13 protein-coding genes and 1 pseudogene are annotated in these 22,319 nt (G+C 43.5%); 10 read left to right on the forward strand and 4 right to left on the reverse strand.

Annotated features, from left to right (window positions below; all coding sequences use genetic code 11):
* The first annotated feature begins 21 nt into the window (after positions 1-21).
* The 3 genes from GC093_RS04305 to GC093_RS04315 are packed head-to-tail and all read left to right on the forward strand — an operon-like array spanning position 22 to position 3,182.
* A complete protein-coding gene (locus GC093_RS04305) occupies positions 22-1,020 on the forward strand; it encodes an ABC transporter ATP-binding protein (RefSeq protein ID WP_171650607.1) in 999 nt (332 codons plus the stop codon).
* Complete coding sequence (locus tag GC093_RS04310) at positions 1,001-1,966, forward strand: ABC transporter ATP-binding protein (RefSeq protein WP_171650608.1); 966 nt, start codon at positions 1,001-1,003, stop codon at positions 1,964-1,966. Before GC093_RS04305 ends, GC093_RS04310 begins: the two co-directional genes overlap by 20 nt.
* A 28-nt stretch (positions 1,967-1,994) precedes the next feature.
* The gene (locus GC093_RS04315; RefSeq protein ID WP_171650609.1) at positions 1,995-3,182 is read left to right on the forward strand and encodes a M20 family metallopeptidase; all 1,188 of its coding nucleotides are present in this window, start codon (positions 1,995-1,997) and stop codon (positions 3,180-3,182) included.
* 140 nt (positions 3,183-3,322) lie between these two features.
* On the opposite strand, the gene GC093_RS04320 is transcribed toward GC093_RS04315, so the two are convergent.
* Positions 3,323-4,240: a LysR family transcriptional regulator gene (locus GC093_RS04320; RefSeq protein WP_171650610.1), complete on the reverse strand. Its 918-nt coding sequence runs from the start codon at positions 4,238-4,240 to the stop codon at positions 3,323-3,325.
* Positions 4,241-4,727: 487 nt separating this feature from the next.
* Here GC093_RS04320 and GC093_RS04325 point away from each other — a divergent pair, with 487 nt between their 5' ends.
* From GC093_RS04325 to GC093_RS04335, 3 genes are all read left to right on the forward strand, one after another.
* The gene (locus GC093_RS04325; protein ID WP_171650611.1) at positions 4,728-5,165 is read left to right on the forward strand and encodes a DUF1641 domain-containing protein; all 438 of its coding nucleotides are present in this window, start codon (positions 4,728-4,730) and stop codon (positions 5,163-5,165) included.
* A gap of 29 nt (positions 5,166-5,194) precedes the next feature.
* Positions 5,195-6,373, forward strand: coding sequence for an NAD(P)/FAD-dependent oxidoreductase (locus tag GC093_RS04330; RefSeq protein ID WP_171650612.1), 1,179 nt, complete (start codon positions 5,195-5,197; stop codon positions 6,371-6,373).
* 152 nt (positions 6,374-6,525) lie between these two features.
* Entirely contained in the window at positions 6,526-7,266 is a 741-nt protein-coding gene (locus GC093_RS04335; RefSeq protein WP_171650613.1) for a MerR family transcriptional regulator, read from the forward strand.
* A gap of 99 nt (positions 7,267-7,365) precedes the next feature.
* Here GC093_RS04335 and GC093_RS35675 read toward each other — a convergent pair whose 3' ends face one another.
* The 3 genes and pseudogenes from GC093_RS35675 to GC093_RS04345 form a co-directional block, all read right to left on the reverse strand.
* A complete protein-coding gene (locus GC093_RS35675) occupies positions 7,366-7,593 on the reverse strand; it encodes a YiaA/YiaB family inner membrane protein (RefSeq protein ID WP_246313461.1) in 228 nt (75 codons plus the stop codon).
* A 30-nt stretch (positions 7,594-7,623) separates the two neighbouring features.
* Positions 7,624-7,836 (reverse strand): annotated as a pseudogene (locus tag GC093_RS35680) (YiaA/YiaB family inner membrane protein); the annotation flags it as partial.
* Between the two features lie 325 nt (positions 7,837-8,161).
* Positions 8,162-9,436 carry a HupE/UreJ family protein gene (locus tag GC093_RS04345; protein ID WP_246313357.1) on the reverse strand — a complete coding sequence of 425 codons (1,275 nt, stop codon included), beginning with the start codon at positions 9,434-9,436 and terminating at the stop codon, positions 8,162-8,164.
* 264 nt (positions 9,437-9,700) lie between these two features.
* Between GC093_RS04345 and GC093_RS04350 the strand changes: the two genes are divergently transcribed.
* The 4 genes from GC093_RS04350 to GC093_RS04365 all read left to right on the forward strand — a co-directional run bounded on the left by GC093_RS04350 (position 9,701) and on the right by GC093_RS04365 (position 22,218).
* The gene (locus GC093_RS04350) at positions 9,701-18,127 is read left to right on the forward strand and encodes a 5'-nucleotidase C-terminal domain-containing protein (protein ID WP_171650614.1); all 8,427 of its coding nucleotides are present in this window, start codon (positions 9,701-9,703) and stop codon (positions 18,125-18,127) included.
* Between the two features lie 233 nt (positions 18,128-18,360).
* The gene (locus tag GC093_RS04355) at positions 18,361-19,716 is read left to right on the forward strand and encodes a dicarboxylate/amino acid:cation symporter (RefSeq protein WP_171650615.1); all 1,356 of its coding nucleotides are present in this window, start codon (positions 18,361-18,363) and stop codon (positions 19,714-19,716) included.
* A 367-nt stretch (positions 19,717-20,083) separates the two neighbouring features.
* Positions 20,084-20,575, forward strand: a complete 492-nt coding sequence (gene fur / locus GC093_RS04360) for a ferric iron uptake transcriptional regulator (RefSeq protein ID WP_246313359.1) — start codon at positions 20,084-20,086, stop codon at positions 20,573-20,575.
* Between the two features lie 179 nt (positions 20,576-20,754).
* Positions 20,755-22,218 carry a flagellar hook assembly protein FlgD gene (locus GC093_RS04365; RefSeq protein WP_171650616.1) on the forward strand — a complete coding sequence of 488 codons (1,464 nt, stop codon included), beginning with the start codon at positions 20,755-20,757 and terminating at the stop codon, positions 22,216-22,218.
* Positions 22,219-22,319: the final 101 nt, after the last annotated feature.

A 22,319-nucleotide genomic window follows, 5' to 3' on the forward strand; every position in this document is an offset into this window, starting at 1 on the left:
TTATACGGGAGGGTAAACACATTGAAGAAGAAGCTGTTGGAAATTAAAGAGCTCAAAACGTATTTTTATTCTGATGAAGGTGTTGTTCCGGCAGTTGACGGGGTGGACATCACGATATATGAGGGCGAAACGGTTGGTATAGTCGGGGAGTCCGGCTGTGGCAAAAGTGTAACCTCTTTAACTACAATGCGGCTAACTCCTGGGAAAGTAGTCGGAGGGTCGATTGAGTTTAACGGTAAAGACATTTTATCTATTCCGGAAGCTAAGATGCGAGAAATTCGGGGCAATGAAATGGCCATGATCTTTCAGGAGCCGATGACTTCCTTAAATCCGGTGTTCACTATAGGGCAGCAGATCGGTGAATCGGTGGAAATTCATTTAAACTACAGCAAGTCAAAAGCAAGGGCGCATGCGATAGAAATGCTCAAGCTAGTCGGCATTCCAAGACCGGAGCAAATTGTAGATGAGTATCCGCATCAGCTTTCTGGCGGCATGAGGCAGCGTGTCATGATTGCTATGGCGATGTCCTGTCAACCCAAGCTGCTAATCGCTGATGAACCGACAACGGCCTTGGATGTAACCATTCAGGCTCAGATTCTGGATTTGATGAGAAAATTAAGGGTGGAGCAAAATACGTCGATTATGATGATCACCCATGATTTAGGCGTTGTAGCTGAGATGTGTGACCGTGTTGTAGTTATGTATAGCGGGAAGGTTGTGGAAGAAGGGGATGTCATCACAATCTTTACCAATCCCAAGCATCCTTACACACAAGGCTTAATGAAATCGATCCCTACTTTGGATTCGCAAGAAAAAAGGCTGCATTCCATCAAAGGAAATGTGCCGATCCCAGGCAGCTTGCGCAAAGGCTGCTCGTTTGCCCCAAGATGCGAATTTGCTATGGACAAATGTCAGCAGGATGCACCGCAGCTGGAAGAAGTCGAAGCCGGACATTACAGCCGTTGCTGGCTTCATTCAATTCATCAGGGGGAGACCCGCAATGACAAAACCGCTAATTGAAGTAAAAAATCTAAAGAAATACTTCCCCATCAAAAAGGGGATTTTCAGTCAAACAGTAAATTATGTTAAAGCGGTGGATGGACTCGATTTTAACATTTATAGAGGAGAAACGCTTGGTTTAGTTGGAGAAAGTGGATGTGGTAAATCCACGACCGGACGGACGCTACTTCAGCTGCTTGAGCCTACAGAGGGTGAAGTGCTCTATGAGGGGAAAAACCTCGTTGGCATGAATCCAACAGAACTAAGAAAGCTGCGTAGAGACTTGCAAATCATTTTTCAAGATCCATACGCATCTCTTGATCCACGTCTGACTGTTGGGGACATCATAGCGGAGCCGTTAAAAATTCACCGCCTTGCCCATGGCAAAGAAGTGGACCGGCAGGTTGAAGAATTGCTAAATGTCGTTGGCTTAAGCAGTTATCATGCCAAACGGTATGCACATGAGTTCAGCGGTGGTCAGCGTCAGCGAATCGGGATTGCGCGCGCTTTGGCTTTGAAGCCTAAGCTGATTGTAGCCGATGAACCGGTATCTGCCTTGGATGTATCCATTCAATCTCAGGTTATTAATTTGCTGCAAGATCTGCAGGAGCAGTTTCAACTAACCTATTTATTCATTGCCCATGATTTGAGCGTTGTTAAGCATATCAGTGATCGGATAGGCGTGATGTATTTAGGCCGAATCGTCGAGCTTTCGGATAAGAATGAACTTTTCAATAATCCGAAGCATCCTTATACCAAAGCTTTACTGTCCGCAGTGCCTGTTCCTAATCCTTTAATTAAAAAGGAAAGAATCGTACTGCAAGGAGATGTGCCTAGCCCAGCGAATCCGCCTTCTGGTTGTACATTCCACCCGCGGTGCAGCGAATGCATGGCCATTTGCAAGACGGAGAAGCCTGCGTTAAAAGAAGTAGACGGTCAATTAGTTGCCTGTCATTTGTATAATTAACAAGAATGATTTTTTGGAGGTAGTGCATGTGAGTAAGTCAAAACATCAAATATATGCTTCAGTTGACAATCTTCGTGATTCGATAATCGATATCAATGATTTCATTCATGATCATCCTGAATTAGGGAATAATGAGTTTCAAGCAGTAGAACTATTAACTCGTACCTTATCCGATCATCATTTCCATGTCGAGCAGGGCGTGGCGGATTTACCGACGGCCTTTATAGCGACTTATACCCATAATGGAGGCGGACCGCGAATTGGTTTGCTCTGTGAATACGATGCTTTGCCAGGATTAGGCCATGGATGCGGGCATAACCTGCAAGCCTCTTCTATTGTAGGAGCAGCGATTGCACTCTCGCAAAATTTGGGAGATTTGCCTGCTACGATCCTCGTATACGGGACTCCGGCAGAAGAAACGACTAGCGGCAAATTGCCTATGATCCGAGCGGGTTTGTTTGACGACCTGGATGTTGCCTTAATGATGCATGGGGGCGACCGCACAACGGTGGACGGCAAATCGCTTGCGATGAACTTAATCGATTTCGTTTTTGAAGGCAAGGCTGCGCATGCAGCAGTAGCCCCGGAGAAAGGGATTAGCGCTCTGGACGGTATTCTTATGACCTTTAACGCTATTGAATACTTGCGTGAGCATGTTCGTCCTGACGTGAAAATGCATGGCGTGATCACGAACGGTGGAGTTGCTGCCAATATCGTCCCTGATCTGGCTGTAGCCCAGTTTTATGTACGGGCCGCTGACCGCCCGTATTTGGATACGGTGTTGGAGCGGGTGTACAATGCAGCACGTGGTGCAGCTCTATCGACCGGCAGCAAGCTAACAATTAACCAAGTGAAAAAGTGCGAGAACAAAGTCAATGTCGATAAGTTGAACCAACTCTTGTTGAAAAATGCGGAAGAGGCCGGTATTAAAGAAATATCTCCTCCGCGTTCAAGTACAGGCTCCACTGATTTCGGCAATGTAACCTATCTTGTTCCCGGTGCTTGTCTTCGTGTCGCTTTTGTTCCATTCGGCACCTCCAGCCATTCCACGGAATGGGTAGAAGCTGGAATAAGTGAGGCAGGTCATAATGCTGTAATATCAGCGGCCAAATCTATTGCCGGCACTGCTTATGATTTAATCGAGAATCCTAGCCTGCTTCAAGAAGTTAAGGAAGAGTTTCATAATGCTAAGGAAGCTTTTCTCAAGAACCTGTAATCATGGAAAAAGACTGAAGAATTTTATTATTCTTCAGTCTTTTTTAATATATAAGTTTTGGTATAAGCACGTACAGTGTACCCATTAGTTGTTGCTGCTGCTGATAACCGTTTCTCAGTGTTCCTTTAAATGGATAGGGGCTAAATCGGTTGGAGGAACGTGTGCAGGTTTAACGATTTAATATGATTCACAAATTCATTCACCAAATGTAACTCCAATGAGGATTCTTTGTATATAAGCCATGTTTTTCTTACCAAGGGCTGCCCATTCTGAAATATCATCGGGTATTTATAGAAGGAATCCTCTGCATTCAAGCAGATTTGGGGAACAATAGAATAACCTAGTCCGTGCTTCACCAGCTGTTTGCATGTTTCATAATTGTTCACGTTCATTGTAATCAGCGGTGGAATGTTAAACCGATCCTTCCACCATCCGTCGATTACTTCCATGAGAAAGGTATCAGGCTTATAGCCGAATTTGTTCAGAGGGAGTACACTGGAGCGGTAATTAATTCGATGCAGTACAGGTAAATGATCCAGCTCGATTTCTTTTTTTGAAATAATATAAAAAGGATCTTCACTGATCAAATATTTTTGATCGATCCAGTTGAATTCTCCTCTTACTATTCCGACATGAACACTGCCGTTTTCCAATGCTTGAAAGATCTCTTGATTTGTAGTGGTGTTAAGAACGATTTGTATTTTCGGATGCTGCTCCAGAAACTGTTGTAGGATCGGCGCTAGCTTATATTGCGTAAAGTGGCCGGATGCTCCAAGTCTCAGCGTTCCCTGAATTTCGCTTTTTAAATTGATAATTAATTCTTTAAACCGCTGCTCTTCCTGCAATGATTTCCTGGCATAGTCGACAAGCTGCTTTCCTTCAGAGGTGAATTTGATATTCTTTCCTGACTTTTGAACAATTTGCAATTGAAATTGCTTCTCCAGCTGTCTGATTCTATAGGTTAAGGCAGGTTGAGTTATGTAGAGGCGTTCCGCTGCCTTGGATAAATTCTGTTCTTCAAATATAATGAGCAGCACTTTACAGTCTTTTTCATCCATATTGTTGCGATCCCTCTAATTCATTGGTCTGATTGTAGCCCGGAAGCTTGAACGTATTAGTATTATTATACTGTTGTTTTTAAAGCTTTCATACAAAATATTAACATCAAAAAGGCATTCAACATGAATAAAACAACACCTTTACTTAGGAGGCTGCAGTTTTACCATATATATTGAAACTCCATGAAGTATGCTTCCTGATTAAAAAGCAAAATATAAGAAAGTGGAAAACAAAAATATTGATAATTTTAGACAAATTTTTGAACAAACGGCTTGTTGCAAGCGGCATTTGGGTATACAATAGAGTCTCAAAGTATTACTCGTTCGCAGCAGCTTAGTTAGGACAAACTCTAATATCTATGTGAAGAATTTCACGAAGGCCAAATATAATAAATGATAGTTTATTTATATTTTATACAGATAGGGACTGTCAATTTTACGCTGCGAGCTGGTACAAAGCACATGAATTAAGGAGGAGAATGTAGAAATGTCACAAACAACTGCTCAGAGATCTGTTGAAGAAGCTTCCGCGGTACAAGGAGTCATGAAGCCAGATGTGTTGGATCAATTGTTAAAACCAGAGGTGCAGGAAGCGTTGACTGTGTTGGTTGATCAACTTCCAAAGCTTGCTGAAATGATGGCTCTGCTTACAAAGACGTATGATTTGGCACAAAAGGTAGCAACAGACCGAGTGCTTATTCAGGATATGGTAGGCGGCATCCAAGAAGTGGTGAAGCCTATTGAGGAAAAAGTTAGAGGTTATGCGTCTGCAGCTATAGAAGCCAATGACCGCGCGGAGCAAAGCGAAGCAACGATTGGTTTATTTGGCATGATGAAGCTGTTAAAGGATCCAGAATTGCAACGGATGCTTCGTTTTAGCCAAGCGTACCTGGATATTTTGGGCGAGAGAAAGAAACAAGACTAAACTAACCTGTTAAAGGACGGAGGATAAACGTGAGTAAACAAATTTTAATATTAGGTGGCGGCTATGGCGGCTTGTTAAGTGCTCTTTCCGCTCGTGCAAACTTAACTGTAGAAGAAGCAACGATTACAGTAATTAACCGCGTTGGATCGCACCAGATTATTACTGAGCTGCACCGTCTTGCTGCTGGTAATGTTGACGAGAAGGCAGTTGCTCTGCCACTAGAAAAATTGTTAAAAGGCAAAAATATCGATTTGAAAGTCGGTACTGTTGAGAATATTGATGTTGAAGGTCACAAAGTGTTGCTGGCAGACGGCAGAACGTTTGGTTATGATACATTGGTTCTAGCTCTGGGTAGTGAAACTAATTATTTTGGCATTCCTGGTCTTCAAGAGAATAGCTTTACTCTGAAATCCGTAATTGATGCGAATCGGATTTACAAGCATGTAGAAGAAAGAATCAGCCAATACAGCAAAACAAAAAATAAAGCAGACGCTACATTCGTTATCGGTGGCGGTGGCCTGACAGGCGTTGAGCTTGTTGGTGAGCTTGCTGATGAGCTTCCAGCTATTTGCCGTAAGAATGGTGTGGATTTTGCTGATGTATCTCTTTATTTAGTAGAAGCAATGCCAAGCATCCTGCCGATTTTCTCAGCTGACTTGATTGAGCGCGCGACTACAAGCTTAGAGAAACGCGGCGTAGAGTTCTTGACTGGTTTGGCCATTACTGAAGTAAACGGTCCAACAGTAAGCCTTAAGGACGGCAGAACGATTGACACTAGTACATTGGTTTGGACGGGTGGCGTACAAGGAAGCACGCTTGTTGCTAACTGCGGCATTGAAGTTAATAGAGGACGTGCAACGGTTAACGAGTTCATGCAATCCGTTTCCCACCCTGATGTATTCCTTGCTGGTGACTGTGCAGTCGTATTCGGAGCTGAAGGCCGCCCTTACCCTCCTACTGCACAACTTGCATGGCAGATGGGTGAGCTTACTGGAGCCAACATCGCAGCTAACTACAAAGGCAGCCAAATGGAAGGCTTTAATCCGGTATTCTCGGGAACCTTGGCTAGCTTAGGCCGTAAAGATGGCATTGGTTCTGTCGGTGGAAGTGGTATCGAGTTGAAAGGTATGCCTGCTTCTTTGATGAAAAAAGCAAGTAATGCGCGCTACCTAAGCCATATTAATGGTTTGTTTGCTCTTGCTTACTAATATTGATTAGTAAATCTTGGCTTTTATGATAAAACGGCGTTAATCTCCCGATAAGAGATCAGCGCCGTTTTTTTGTTGTTCAACTTTTAGGATTGACTCTCCCGTTACGTTATACTTTATAGTGAGTATTGAAAGGAGGTCGAGCTTGTATAATGAAAGTGAAAGAGGTTGCTGATTTAGTAGGTGTTAGTGTGCGTACCTTGCATCATTATGATGATATTGGATTATTAGTCCCAGAGGAGACAACAGATTCAGGTTATCGGCTTTACTCGGATGATAGTCTCGAAATTTTACAACAAATCTTATTTTTTAGAGAACTTGGCTTTCCTTTAAAAAAGATCAAAGAAATCATCAACAGCCCTTCATTCGATCGAAAAGAGGCGCTGGAGCTTCATCACAGGATGCTGCTTGAGAAACGCAGTCAGCTCGATACCATGATTGGAACCATTGAAAAGACCATACAACATATTAAAGGAGAGATTCGAATGACGAACAAAGAAAAATTCGAAGGATTTGATTTTAGCCATAATCCCTATGAGCAGGAAGCACGTGAACAATGGGGAGATGAAGCTGTCGACAAGGCGAACCACAAAGTGGGGAATCTATCTAAAGCTGAACAAAAAGCTATACCTGAAACAATGAATGCAATCTACAAAAAACTTGCTCCCCTTCGCAATGGTTTGCCTGATTCCGTAGAGTCACAAGCAGCAATAGAAGAATGGTATGTTCTGTTAAACCAAATGGGCAGCTACTCACTGGATGCATTCAGGGGTTTAGGTCAATTGTATGTTGATGATGAACGTTTTACCCAAAACATCGACGCTTTTGGTGAGGGATTAGCGAAATTTATGCGAGATGCAATGGCCGTGTATGCGGATAAAAATCAAAAGTAATGGGGGCTTAATTTGTGTTAGAGACCTAGAGCCCCCAATAAACCAGTAAGCTAAGTCAACTCAACGAAGGTTGTGTCGACTTAGCTTATTTTGTGTCGGTTAAGCAGGCTCTGTCTCTGCCTCAGGATGGTTTATTTTATCCTCTTCATTGTCACGGATTGTTTTTTGCAATACCAAACATGAGACTATCAAGAATGCTGCTCCGATGGCGTAATAGCCTTTGACATACAGAGGCTCCTCCAGATTGTACAGCCCCACATATTCGAACAGAATGGCTAGAATGAAGCCACCCCAAGCCATGAAGGTAAACGCGGGCGTGTTTCTCATACGATGGTTGTAATCATGTTCTCTAATGAAATGATCTTCGTCATTGTCGCGGATCACCTTCTGCAGTACGAAAGCACTGATAATGATCAATACCCCGCACACGGCATAGTAACCTTTTACAGATAAAATCTGATCCAGTGTCCAAATCCCAATAAAGTAGAACATCGCGGCAATGGTGAAGGCACCCCAAGCCATGAATGTATAAGCGGGTGTATTTCTTCTTTTATAGAAGTTCTTTTTCATATCACTTGCACTCCTTTTGGGTTGTGGAAAATATTTCTTGATTTCATATTACGTGTCTTGGAGTGTTTTCAGAAGTACTATCTTTTTCTAGTACCGCCGTGGTGAATATTAGGAAGGGTCTTGACTCTTTATCGAAATTACATGATAGCTGGAGTCGTGGGTTCAATGAGAAGGGATTTAAGGATGAAGAAGTCCTATGTGAAGTAATGAAGCCATTGAGGTGTACAACGCGCACTGATTGAGTATCAGTGCACGTTAGCAGCAGCTTTTATCGGTCTACTTGATAGAGGATGATCGATTTTCTGTATCTATTGATGGAGCTTTATTACATAAACAATCGTTCTATAAGCCAAAATCCGCCTAGCAGTGAAATTGCTATTGATCCGTAGGTCACTGATTGACGTGAAAAGTGTACTTGATGAAGCATCTTAAGCAGTGGGAATAGCAGCAGTACGAGTAGCAGCTGAACGACTTCAATTCCAACATTAAAGCTGATCAAGGAAAAAGCGAGGTTGCTTTTTGGAAGCTCCATCTCCTGAAGCACGGTTGCAAAGCCTAAACCGTGAATCAAGCCGAATATGAATGTTAAAATCCAGCGATAACGGACATCTTTACGGAAAATGTTCTCGACGGCTACATAGCATATACTCAACGCGATTACCGATTCGACCAGCCGTGAAGGCAGGCTGACCCATCCAAGTACGGCGAGAGTTAAGGTAATGCTATGCGCTACGGTAAATGCGCTTATGATAGCTGCATATTGCTTAAACGTTTGTTTTCGTAGCAGCAATGCGAACAGAAATAGCAGATGGTCGTAGCCAGTCAGAATATGATGCATACCGAGAAAGAAAAATGAGAACCTTCCGGAGTTCGTATCTGTTGACTGTGAAGCGGGTTGGGAGGGGGAGGGACTTTCCTCCAGCGATGCTCCAGGCGCTTTAGGAGCTGTGCTTGAAGGGCTCGTTGGTGTGCTTTGACCTCCATTTCCTGTAGGATCAGCCTGTTGTTGCACTTGTTGTTCTGTCAGAAGGATGGTCCACGTACGGTTTTTCCCTTGGAGAACCGCTTGACTCACCTCGCTGCCATGCTTTGAAGTAATAAGATTTACATAGTTGGTTCCCCCAGTAGATTGAGTATAAAGCCCGTCATTTAGACTGATAGTCTGACCGTGTGTAAACGCCGGAAAATGGAACGTCCAGGTCACGACATCCTTGTCCCCTTTTTTTCCAAGCGTAAGGCTCTCCAAATTGCCTTCCTGTTGTTTTTGATTCATTTCTACTATTACACAATCATCAATCCACTCTTCCAGTCGCCTATGCAGGGCTTCCAGCTCTTTTTCATTCAACACTCCATTATTGTCGGTATCCCCTCCCATGCTTTCGATAACGGAGAGCACATCCAGGGAAAATGTCATTTTCGTTTCACTAGGGTTAAATTCGATTTGAGTAAAGGAGGCACTAAGGGCGTGAGCTGAGACATTAGGGTTCATGAAGAAGGAAGAAAGAAAGAGAAAGACGGCCAGTAAGGACATCCATTGTAAGGTCAGATGTTGGTAAGAACGTGGTCTCTTATTTTTTGACAAAATGGGTAGGTACTTCATTTAAGCTCCTCCTAAAGTTGCGAATTATTCGATGGTTAGCGTTAAGCTCAACCGAATTATATAGGACGAGATTCAACTAAGTATTAAATGTACGTCAACTGTAAGTAAAATTAAAAAATTAACAATAACTTAGTATCGGCCAAACATCACTTTTACAAATGGTTGCTATGATTACTAGGTGTGAGCGGGAGGTTCTACCTTTGTTAAGGTCAGCTAGTGAACTAACAGAAGTTTCAAATTTAGGAAGGCGGGGTTTAATAAAATATGTTGAATTGGTTGGTAAGGAAAAAGAAGTGGACGAGCTTGGCGCTTGCAGTACTGATGCTGTTGGGCTCATTATTGCCACAGAGTGTGTTGCCTACAGTTAAGGCTGCTGCTGCACATGTAGTAATTAATCAGATTTATGGAGCAGGTGGAAATAGCGGAGCGAGTTATAAGAACGATTTTATTGAGTTATATAATCCTACTGGAATTGAAGTTGATCTGAATGGCTGGTCTGTTCAGTATGCATCCTCTGCTGGTACAACATGGGCGGTTACCAATTTAACGAAAAAAATACCGGCCTATGGTTACTATCTGGTCTCAGAGGCAGGCGGTACAAATGGAACGGCACTACCATCGCCCGATGATTCAGGAACAATTCCAATGGCGGCAAACAACGGAAAGGTTGTATTGGTAAGCAGCACGGATGCTATTACAGGAGGAGCACTCCCAGCGGATTATTCAGCTTCTCACATTATTGATTATGTAGGTTACGGCACTGCTACTGCATTCGAAGGTACGGGTCCAACACCGGCTCCTGACACCTTAAATAGTGTGCAGCGCAAAGGCTACGGCCAAGATACCAATTATAATAATAATGATTTTACCAAGGTGGCTGTAAATCCACGGAATACATCCAGCCCCATTGCTATTCCTGATTTAAGCAGTGATCCTATACCGCAAAACATTTTATTCACCAACCAAAGCGGAACAGGTGCAGTAACTGGTTATGCAGGAACAGTTACAGGGAGCACTTACATCTCGCTATACACCACCAATCCAAGTTTAGGTGGAACAGTAGTCAAAGCCGTGTATGCTGGATCGGATGGGGATTTTACACTAAGCTTCCCCAATCCCCAAAATAATACAACGGTTTATGTTACCTCTACAGAGACCGGTAAAGAAGAAAGCAATGGTGTAACTATTGTTGCTGCAACTGCTTCGGCTGTGGTCAATACAAACGCCATCGGCTTTTTGATAGATGGTTCCGGGAAAGGATCGATCACGGGTTCCGCGGGTGCAGCGGCAGCCAATGCGAGAGTATATTTTTACAAAAGCGCTGATACAAGTGTGGGAAATCGATTCCTTTCATCAACTGACGGAAAAGATTATGTAAGGTCCGATGGCAATGGAGCGTTTGCTTTTAATATGGACAACGCAACAAGTGATGTTTACATATCACAAGTATCCACAAGTGCAAATGGTGAGAAATTGGAAGGGAATGCTGAGAAGGTCACAAAAGCGGACACAAGCGTTATTACTCCTATCTCCAGCTTGCACACGAATGATTCTAATGGTAAGTCTGATAAAATCGGTCAAATATTCACTATAAAAGGTGTAGTTACGGTAGACAACAATGTAGTGGGCTCAAATAGTTTTTATGTGCAGGATGCTACAGGGGGCATTAATGTTTTCGGGGCAATGCCAGGAGGTGTAACTGTCGCCAAGGGCGATTTGATTACAGTTACTGGGGCAGTCGCTTTTTATAATGGATTAACGGAAATTGTTCCGAGCAATGTTGTGAAGAGCGGCACGGCTGCAATGCCTCCCGCAGTAGATACAACGATTGCTGATTTGAATGTTTTCGCTAGAGCTGAGCTGCTTGAAGGCAAACTCGCTAAGATAACAGGGAAAATTACCAATATTCCCGCTGCCTCCGGCGGTGGTTATAACATAACCTTTGCTGATGAAGCGGGCAAAACAACGACTTTAAGGGTAATGACTGTTACAGAGATTGATGTAGTGACTTTTTTGCAAAAAGACCACACCTATACGGTTACAGGAATTTTGAGCCAGTATGATTCCAGTTCGCCTTATACAAGTGGTTATCAAATCTTCCCAAGAAACGCAGCTGATATTCAAGAAATCAAACTGGTAATTTTGAATCACGATGCAATGACACAGGCGTACACGTCAACAGACATCAAATTTAAAGCAACCGCACAAAATGCAGATTCAGTTATTGTTCATTATCGTGCGACAGGTGGAAGCACATTCCTGCCACTGCCTATGACAACGACTGATCAAATGGCATACAGTGCAGTCCTTACAGCAGCTAATGTTCCGGCTGGCTCCTCTTTCGAATATTACATTGAAGCCAAAACAGGTACGGATACGAAGCAAGCGGGCAGTCCGAGCGCTCCTTACAGTGTGCAGGTTGTTGCGGATACATTTGCTCCTAAGTTTTACGGAGAGCTGCCGATCAATGGAATAATGACGGAAGACATTCGACCTAATATTTCCGTACAATTTGATGAGCCGAGCGGATTGGATATTTCTACATTGAAGGTGTTGTTAGACGGCAACGATGTAACGGGCCAAGTAACGCCTTCAGCCGATAACCTTCAGCTTCAACTTAACGCAGATCTAGCAGTCACGGATCATACTATTAGTATCAGCGTGAAGGATTTGAAAGGAAATGCCGCTACTTATTCCTGGACTTTTAAAATTATACCTGTGTTTACAGGCGGCAACCATTATCGTGGAACTACGCACAACCACACCAATATTTCTCATGATGGAGCGGGTAGCCCGGAGGCTGCATTACAGGCTGCCAAAAAGTATAAGTACGACTACTTTGCTTTTACAGACCACTCTCATGACATCGATGCTGCTCAAGTCGGACAAGATACAGTAGACCATAAGGGCCAGCCAGAGCGAACAGGTGGTTCGGATTGGGCGCTGACGAAGCAATTGGCAAATCAATATACCAAAAACAATGAATTCGTTGTATTTCCAGCTTTTGAAATGACGGCAACGACTTGGGGTCATTCCAACGTGTTTGGGACTAACAATTTTATTGACCGCAAACAGAACAGTGGTCAATACCAAGATTTGAACAAGTATTATGCTTGGGTCATGACTTATGATGACGTTGTAGCCCAGTTTAATCATCCAGATATGTCGGCAAATGCTTTTAATAATTTTATGCCTTACGATGCTAATGTCGATAAGCTGTTTACAATGCTTGAGGTTGGTAATGGTTCAGGACATTACGCTTATTACAATGCTGAGAAGAAGTTTTACAGTGCGCTTGATCTCGGATGGCATGTTACCCCTACTTTTGGGGAAGACAATCATGATGGCACATGGGGCCAGACGATGAGACGCACAGTCATCGTGTCCAGCGATCTTTCCCAAGAATCACTGCTGCATTCGATGCGTAATAGACGTGTGTATATGACCGAAGATCCTAATTTTACTTTGGATGTTTTGGCAAACGGACAATACATGGGCGCAACGGTCAAAGGGAAAACATTAAATTTCTCGATTTCCGGTAAGGACGATGTAACAGAAGTAAATACATTACCTGAATACAACTATCTGCCATCCAATTACAAATCGGATGACCGGGTTGCGAAGGTGGAGCTGCTTACCAACGGTGGGAAGGTGGTAGATTCCTATTCACCAATGACCACAAGCTTTACTTGGAACCCTACCTATACGGTACCCGGCGGCCAGCAGTGGTTCGTTGTTAAAGTTACACAAAAAGATGGGGAACAAATTTACTCGGCCCCTATTTGGTCAGAGGTAGCTAGTACTGATGTGAAAATTAGCGGTGTGAACGTGGCTGGAGACAGCTTGACTGCGACAATTCCTGCTGTATTGCAAGCCGGTATTTCCAACCTAGGTACACAGGATGTAGCAAATCTGAATGTACGATTCTATTATGATGTGGCAGATGCAGATCATTTGATTGGACAAACGGTTGTACCTTCTATCGTTTCGAAAGGAACGGCAACTGCGAGCGTAACGTGGAATAATCCGGTTAGCGGCAATCATACTCTAATTGCTGTTATTGATGGACCGATTGGAGATTCAACTGGCGATAACACGTTTAGTATTCCTGTAGTTATCAAAAATCCATTGGGCATCAAGATTATGCTGGATGCATCGCACCAAAATGAAAATACAACCAAAGATACCGGTACTTATAAGGATAGTCTGAAGGCTATCACCAAACAGTTACAGCAAGAGGGATATACCGTTGTGGAAAACACCTCTTCTTTAGCTACACCTTCTACATTGGCTGGTGTCAACGTTCTAGTATTAACTTATCCGACTATCTCGTTGACAGATGATGAAAACACGGCAGTAGATACTTTCATAAAAGGTGGGGGTTCGTTACTACTTACCGGAAAAAGCAATAACAGTGCAAATCCTGCAAAAAACAACGATTTACTGACAAAGATCGGTTCCTCCATACAAATAAATAATGACGGCATATTTGATTTGAGTGCTGATGGAAACTTCTGGAGCACTCCTGCAACTTCGCCTTTTGCCGTTAGACTCCATCCGGGCTTGGTTCGCAACTACATGACGGATCGTGTACTTACGGTTGAATATTACAGCGGAGCCAGTCTTGAGAAGGCAGGTCATCAACCATTAGTAGACACAGATACAATTACTGTGCTTGCCAAAGGTAATGAAACAACCTATCAGAACAATATTACAGCTGGTGGATATATTTATGATAATGTCAGTGATAACACAGGGGGTTCGGCGATTCCAGCGATTGCTTCCGAACAGCTCGGAAATGGCAGAATTGTCGTATCCGGAATGAACTTTTTTAATGACAAGCAAATGGACGAAGCGTTTAATCCAAAAGGCAACAATGAGCTTGCATTGAATATAATCAATTGGCTTGCGCATCGTGATACGGTTGTGTCATCGATAGATGCGGCGCGCACTAAAGAAGACGGTACTTCAGTTGTTGTTGAAGGTACGGTTACTACAGCAGCTGGCGTATTCTTCGATGCCTTCTATATTCAGGATGAGACTGGCGGAATCATGGCATATAAGGAAGCGCCGGAAGGCAGCTTGAAGCTCGGTGATAAAGTCCGGGTATACGGGCAAATGAAAACATTTGAAAACAATAAAGAGCTGGATTTTGGATCTTTTGAGTTGGATGTTATCAAGACAGGCCAATCCGATCCTATACAGCCGAAGCAGCTAACCACAGGCCAAGCGAGTTCTGAAAGTAATCAGGGATTTCTGGTAAAAGTAAAAGGAACCATTATATCAAAACCTGATGAAAATTCGTTCGTAGTGAATGATGGCAGCGGACCTATTCTGATATTCACGGACGGATATATTGCGAACCAAAGCGGGCCAGTTCCTGACTTGAAGATCGGTGATACCCTTGAGGCAACAGGAATGGCAGGTAAATACTCCGAAGGTATTCGAATTCGTGTGCGTAATACGAAGGAATTAATCGGAAATCCGTCGACTGGCAACGGCAACATCAAAGTCCAAATCCTCGGAGTCAATGACTTGCACGGCAATATTGACAGCAAGTTTAACGAGAAGGATTCCGGGATTAACCGTGACCTTGACGGAGACGGAAAGAAAGATAAAGACTTAGGCGGTATGCAGTTCCTTGCAACACATATTAAAGCGAAGAGAGAGAGCAATCCGAATACGCTAGTCGTTCATTCCGGCGACATGGTCGGAGCGAGTCCTCCATTGTCGGCTCTCTTCTATGATGAACCAACGATTAAAGTACTGAATGAAATTCGCTTCGATGTAGGCGCAGTGGGTAACCATGAGTTTGACGATGGAACGAACGAATTGATTCGTCTTGCCCATGGCGGAGTTAATCCAGGCGGTAAAGAATATGAAGGTATGAATTTCCCGATTCTTGGTGCAAACGTACGGTATAAGGCTAATAACAAGCATGTGTTTGACCCTTATGTTGTGAAGGAAATCGGGGGCGCTAAGATCGGATTTATCGGTGTTGTTACTGAAGAAACGCCATCGATCGTAATTCCGACAGGCATTCAAGATCTTAAGTTCACAAATGCTGTTGAGGAAGTAAACGCGGCGGTTAAAGAGTTGAAGGCGCAGGGTGTTAGAGCAATCGTCGTGCTGGCGCATATGAGCGCAGATCTTAATGCAAACGGACAGCTTGTTGGCGAGGCGGTAAATCTTGCTAACGGAATCGATGATGAAGTGGACGCTATTTTTGCAGCGCATAACCACAAAGAAGTTAAAGGTACAGTTAACAACAAGCTAGTCATTTCGGCATGGGAGTACAGTAAAGCATTAATGGATGTAGATTTGGAAATCAGCCGCGAAACAGGTGATGTTGTATCCAAATCAGCTGAAATTCTTTACAACCTTCGTACCGTGGATGCTGATGCGAAAGTACAGAGCATCATTGACGAGTACAAAGCACTTGCAGGTCCGAAATTGCAAGAAGTCGTAGGTCAGAACCTAAATGAAATGACCAAAGACTACCCAGGTAAAGGTATTGGTAAAAATTCCGACTTTGCGTTGGGTAATATGATTGCTGATGCAATGAAGGCTGAGATGAAAGCTGATTTCGCTATGATGAATGGCGGAGGCGTACGAGATAATCTCAATGTGGGTGAGATTACTTGGGAAGAGCTTTTCAAAATCCAGCCGTTTAATAACACGTTAATGAAAGTGGAAGTAACCGGAGCAGAAATGAAAGGAATCGTTGAAGCTCAGCTTGGCACAGGCTCGACATTCGGACCGGATTCTCACGTTGGAGGCTTCCGCTATTCATGGGCGCAAGTAGGTTCAACGAGAAAGGTCATTGCTATTACACTGCCGGATGGCACGCCCCTAGATCCGAGCAAGATGTATAGCCTTGTTGTAAACAGCTTTATGTATACCAGCAATGATGCCAGATACATCCAAATGCATACGCTTGGCAAGAATCCGGTACAGGGTCCGGAAGATTTGCCAGCAACGGTTAACTTTGTGAAAAATCACGTAGGTCCGATCAATTATGTATCTGAAGGACGTATCCGTGAAATCGCAGCACCGGATGCAGTCTTACCGGTGTGGCCGAGCGGTAAGTCGTTAACGGAAGCAGGAAGAACGACAAACAGTATTGCATTAGCATGGACGCAAGCAACAGATAATGTTGCTGTTACTGGCTACAAAGTGTACAACGGAAGTAATCTCGTTACAACGGTCACTGGATCAACTTACAGCTTCACAGTAGGCGGTCTTACACCTAGAACGAATTATGTGTTCAAAGTAGAAGCCATTGATGCAGCAGGGAATGCTACAATAGATGGTCCGTCCTTAGAAGTTAACACTTTGGCAACATCTAATAGCGGACACGGATCCAGCCCAAGTCCAGGTGCAGGAACGGGTACTGGCAGTCCAAGTCAGGCAGGAACTGCAGATCCAGTTTCGACGCCAAATGGAGTAGTATTAAAACCTAATGAAGCGGAACTGAAAAAAGAAATTGCAGCAGATGGCAAAACAGTAACGAAATTTATAGTCAATCCGGAATCCTTTGCTAACACACTGAAGTTGAGCAGCGGCAACGATACCGTAAAAACGATTATAATCAATATGTCTAATGTCCAAGGCACGGTAAAAGTGGAATTGCCGTTTAACGCTCTTAAAGAGGCGGCAGGTGATGCTAAAAACACGATTATCCGCGTTGAGACTGAGAACAAATCCTACAACCTGCCGCTTAGCATTATTAATGCAGGGGCGCTTGCAACAGCTTTAGGAACAAGTGCTGATAAAATTAACATTACCGTTACAATTGAAGCGGTGACAGGTGCAGAAGCGCAACAAATCAACACGGCAGCATCCCAGCCTGGTATGAAATTGTTATCCGATGGAGTCAGCTTCACAATCACTGCAGAGGCCAACGGAAAAACGACGGAAGTGAACGATTTTGGTACCACTTATGTAGTAAGAACGATTACGATTAATGAGCCGATAAACAGTAATGAAGCAACTGCAGTTGTTTTCGATCCGGCTACAAAAGAAATGACCTTTGTACCTGCCGTATTCGAAAAAGCTGACGGGAAAACGGTAGTTCAAATAAAACGTAATTCCAACAGCACTTATACGGTTGTAAAATTGGAGAAAACTTTTGCAGACTTGAAGGGACACTGGTCACAAAAAGACGTCGAGCTTCTCGCTTCCAAGTTGGTTGTGAAAGGGCAGACTGATACTCAGTTTGGTCCGGATAGCGATATCACTCGTGCAGAATTTGCAGCACTTCTTGTACGCGCGCTTGGTTTGAAGGTGGATGGTTCGGCAAAAGCAAGCATTAAAGACATCAAAGATGGCGAGTGGTACGTAGGAGTGTTAGGAACTGCAATGAAAGCAAGCTTGATGGAAGGCTTTGAGGACGGAACATTCCGTCCGAATGCCAAGATTACACGTGAGCAGATGGCCGTAATGATAAGCAGGGCGATGGCGGCAGCAGGTAAAGTCGGGGATAGTAAGAAAACCGATGTTACTGCAAAATTTGCTGACGGAACCCAAATTCATGATTGGGCAACGGATGCTGTTGCTAAAAACACAGCTGCAGGTATCATTCAAGGTACCTCGGAGAATAAGTTCATGCCTGCGCAATTTGCTACAAGAGCAGAAGCTACAGTAATGTTGAAGCGACTGCTGGAGTTTACGGAATTCATTAACAAATAACAGAGTTTTTTCCATAAAGGCAGGCTGCTGGGAAATCCCGGCAGCCTTTTGTATGATTCCATGCTTCGAGCATGGAATTGAATGTACATGAATACACATAAATGTACTAATTTTAATTGGAAAATTGTCAAGGGAATTGATGTGAAAATAAATATATTGACAAACAGATGCTCAAGTCTTATTCTATGATTTATCCAAGTAACTTTATAGGAATTAAAGGGGGCTGTACGAGAATGAAAAATAACTTACTTCTAGCATTTCAAAGCAACTGGGTCAGCTTGCTAGTTTCGATTGTCATCATCGGAATTCTAGTTTTTTTGGCCAAGAAACGCGTCGGATTTGGCGCTCGCGTATTTATAGCGCTAGGACTGGGACTCCTGGCAGGAATTGTGTTCAACACTTTCAAATTGGATTATAAGAGTGTCAGTACTATTGGTACGATCTATGTCAATTTGATTAAAATGATGGTTATGCCATTGGTTTTCGTTCTTGTAATCAATAGTATTTCGTCCTTGGCAAGTATGACGCATCTGCGCAAGCTAGGTGTTAAGACGATCCTTTGGTTTCTTTCCACTACTGGCGTCGCAGCATTGATCGGTTTGATTGTTGCGCTGGTCGTAGACCCAGGTAATGGAATCAAAGCAGTAGTACCTAAGGACTTCAAAGTGAGAGAGGTTCCAACCTTCTCCCAAGTTATTCTAGACCTGGTGCCGTCCAATCCTATCAGTGATATGGCTGCAGGCAAAGTAGTACCCGTGTTGATATTTGCGATTTTCATTGCTGTAGCGATCGTTCATATTAGCTCGAGAAAGCCGGAGAGCGTAGAGCCTGTAAAGCAATTCATGAAATCGGCGACTGATGTGCTTCATCAAGTAATCAAATACGTGATTCGCTTAACTCCTTACGGCGTTTACGCGTTGATAGGGGCAATGGCTGCAAAGTACGGATTGGAAACTTTAGCTCCATTGGTGAAAATTATTATTGCTTCTTATATCGCTCTCATACTACATTTCGTATTCGTGTTCGGTGGGTTGGTTTCATTTGTGGCTAAGGTTAATCCAATCAAGTTTTTCCGGAAAGCCTACCCGACAATTGCTGTTGCCTTTACAACCCGCAGCAGCTATGCAACACTTCCGGTGAATCTGGAAGTTATTACGAAACGCCTGCGTGTTTCACCGCGAATTGCAAGCTTTGTGGCGCCTCTAGGGGCTACAATGAACTTTAACGGATGCGGCGGTGTGTGGCCAGCCGTTGTCGCTATCTTCGTCGCACGTGTTTATAATGTACCGTTGGAGATTACCGATTATATCGTGTTGATATTGGTGAGCGTTATATCTTCTGTAGGCGTTGCAGGTGTACCCGGTCCGGCTGCGATTTCCACAACCGTAGTATTAACTGCAATGGGATTGCCGCTGGAAGGCATGGGCTTAGTGCTTGGTGTCGAAGCGGTCATCGACATGGGGCGTACTGCAGTTAACGCGACAGGAACGACGGTTACTGCACTGCTGGTGGCGGATTCGGAAGGCGAATTCGACCGTGCTGCGTTTGATCGTGATGAAGAAGACGAGCTTGAACTCGCATCCGCATAAATCAATAAATCTTAAACCAAGAGGGAACTCAATCCTCATATACTCATCATAGTTTGAAGAAGATTATAGGAGTAAACCAAGTAAGCATAGTCAGCCAGCCATTGTGCGGCTATGCATACGGGTTTACTCCTTTTCATTAATGATATTGCTATATAATATTGCATAAAGTCGCTCGTTTAATGCTAATATTAAGCAAAGTGGAAGCTTAGAGCTTAAGTATTTAGGAAAGTTTAATTTGCGTATTTTACAAAACTGTATTACTCTTAGATTAGAATCATTCTAAATAATAAACACTTTATATAGAAAACAATTCAACCTAACATAGCTCAAGGAGTAAGTAAGCAGTAATCAGGGAGGTGCCTCGCTAATGATGAACATCATGGAGGAAATCGACAAGATAAACCAACAATTAAGAGTAAAAGGTTACAAGATGACCCCGCAGCGCGAAGTCACTTTAAAAGTCTTGCTTGAAAATGAAAAGGATCACTTGAGTGCTGAAGATGTGTTCATGCTTGTAAAAGAAAGGCTGCCTGAAATCGGTATTGCAACGGTTTATCGAACCTTAGAAATGTTGTCTGAGCTTCATGTCGTAGAGAAGATGAATTTCGGAGACGGGGTAGCCCGCTTTGATCTTCGCAGCGAAGACAGTGCTCATATGCATCACCATTTGATTTGCAATATATGTGGTGCATTGAAAGAAATTAAGGAAGATTGGCTGACCGATCTGGAGGAGCGCCTTAAACGGGAATACGGGTTCCAAGTGACCGATCATCGTCTTGATTTTATGGGATTTTACCAAACCTGCAGCAGCGGGGAATGTAAAAGAGAAGGCAAGTCAGATGGCAAAGCAGTATCCTAAACAGCTGATGGCTAAGCTTGAGCATCTTACTTTTATAATCTTAAATCATAGGTTAAACAGCCACTGGGGACTTTCCAGCGGCTGTTTTTATGTAAGCAATCAAAACTGTATAAGTCTGGAAACCTTTTAGCATCCTGAGCGTCTGAATGTATATCAAACCATTTAGAGGGAGGAAATAAATGAAACATAAACTGTTCATATGGATGCTGCTTATGCTGCTTTTCGGAAGTGGGTCTTTCACAGCCATGAACAATGCTTTAGCAGCAGTATCGGATTCGACAGGAATGCGGCTTCCCGAAGAAATTAGCTTAACGGCTAATAGTACACCTATTTATGATGAGATGGACGGCGATCAGCTATATGATGCTGCCCCGCAGACGGTACAAGTAGCAGGAGCTGAAAATAACTGGGACAGGAAGCTCTTGGGCGGAAGCAAGGTATGGTTTCAAATTAAAACTTCTAATGAGGTTAAATGGGTGCTTTTGCAAAATCCTCAATTTGAGGAGACGTATTACAACTATGTAGTGCTGATGCAAGAGGAAAGCTTCTATTCTTCTCGCTCCACTAGAGGACTTAGTTTGGGAACCATTTCTCCGCAGGTCGTTCGAGTCGTTTATACCGATGGGGAATACTATCTGATTGAAACATGGCTTGGTTATAAATGGATTCATCCCAAACCTCCAAATATCCAACAAGCCCAATATTATGGTCGGAATAGCAGTGGCTTGTCGGCATATCTGCGGACGATAACCCCAATGTTTCGTGTGCCGGATGCAGGAAGTGAAGTTGCAGGGGTGCTGTCTCCTCAAGATGTGCAGGCTAAGGTAACCCTGAACAACAATGAGTGGTTATATATCGATACTTGGGAGGGAAAGCGCTGGGTCAACACTCGTATTAGCTATCCGCCGGATCTTAGGTCAGAAGAAAGAAGTCTGACGTTGACTGATTCTGCGATTGCATATGAGCATCCGGATAAACAAGCTCGGGAACTTGGCAGATTAACTCCCCAGAAGGTAACAGTGTTCGAGCATGGTGGAGGCTGGCATCATATTCACAGTGACTGGCTAGGCGATTGTTGGATTTATCAATTAAACCCGGAAGATGATCCTGCTGCTTATACACCTCCGACAGTAGTCATCTCAAAGGTAATTACAGGCGTTAAGAAGAGTCATCAATATGAACTGGGTGCTGGATGGAGAAATTCTCCCTTTGATTTAAGGATGGTTGTATTGAATGGGGAAAGGATCAACCCGGAAGGGTTCTTTACTATAGGTCAAGAAGTAGGTTTACGTTTTTCCATTCAAAATGTAAGCAAAGACGAGCTGGAATTGAATCCATTAACGTCGTTCGAAGTTGAGATTAACCGTCAGCTGGATAGCGGCGATGGCAGTATTAAACCAGAACTAGTCTGGTCAGGCAAAATACTTGCTTCGAAATCCGTATTTAAAAGCGGGGAAAGCGAGGAGTTAACATTTATTTGGGATCAAAAGGATTCTGACGGTAAGCAGGTTCCTTTCGGGAATTATAGTGTTCAAATCAAGCTGCCTATGACAATCGATTACACAAAAGCAGGAGCAAGTGAGCAGGGGCAGGCACAGACAGCGATGTTGACACATTTTCCACTGCGCATTAGCGCTCCATAAATCTCTACTTGAAGCAAATGAGTGAATTGGGGCACCTATTCGATGGTTTCGGCGCATGTGATTGGTTAAAGACATCCATTATAATAAGAAAAGCTCATCCT

Source organism: Paenibacillus foliorum (assembly GCF_013141765.1).
GTDB lineage: Bacteria > Bacillota > Bacilli > Paenibacillales > NBRC-103111 > Paenibacillus_S > Paenibacillus_S foliorum.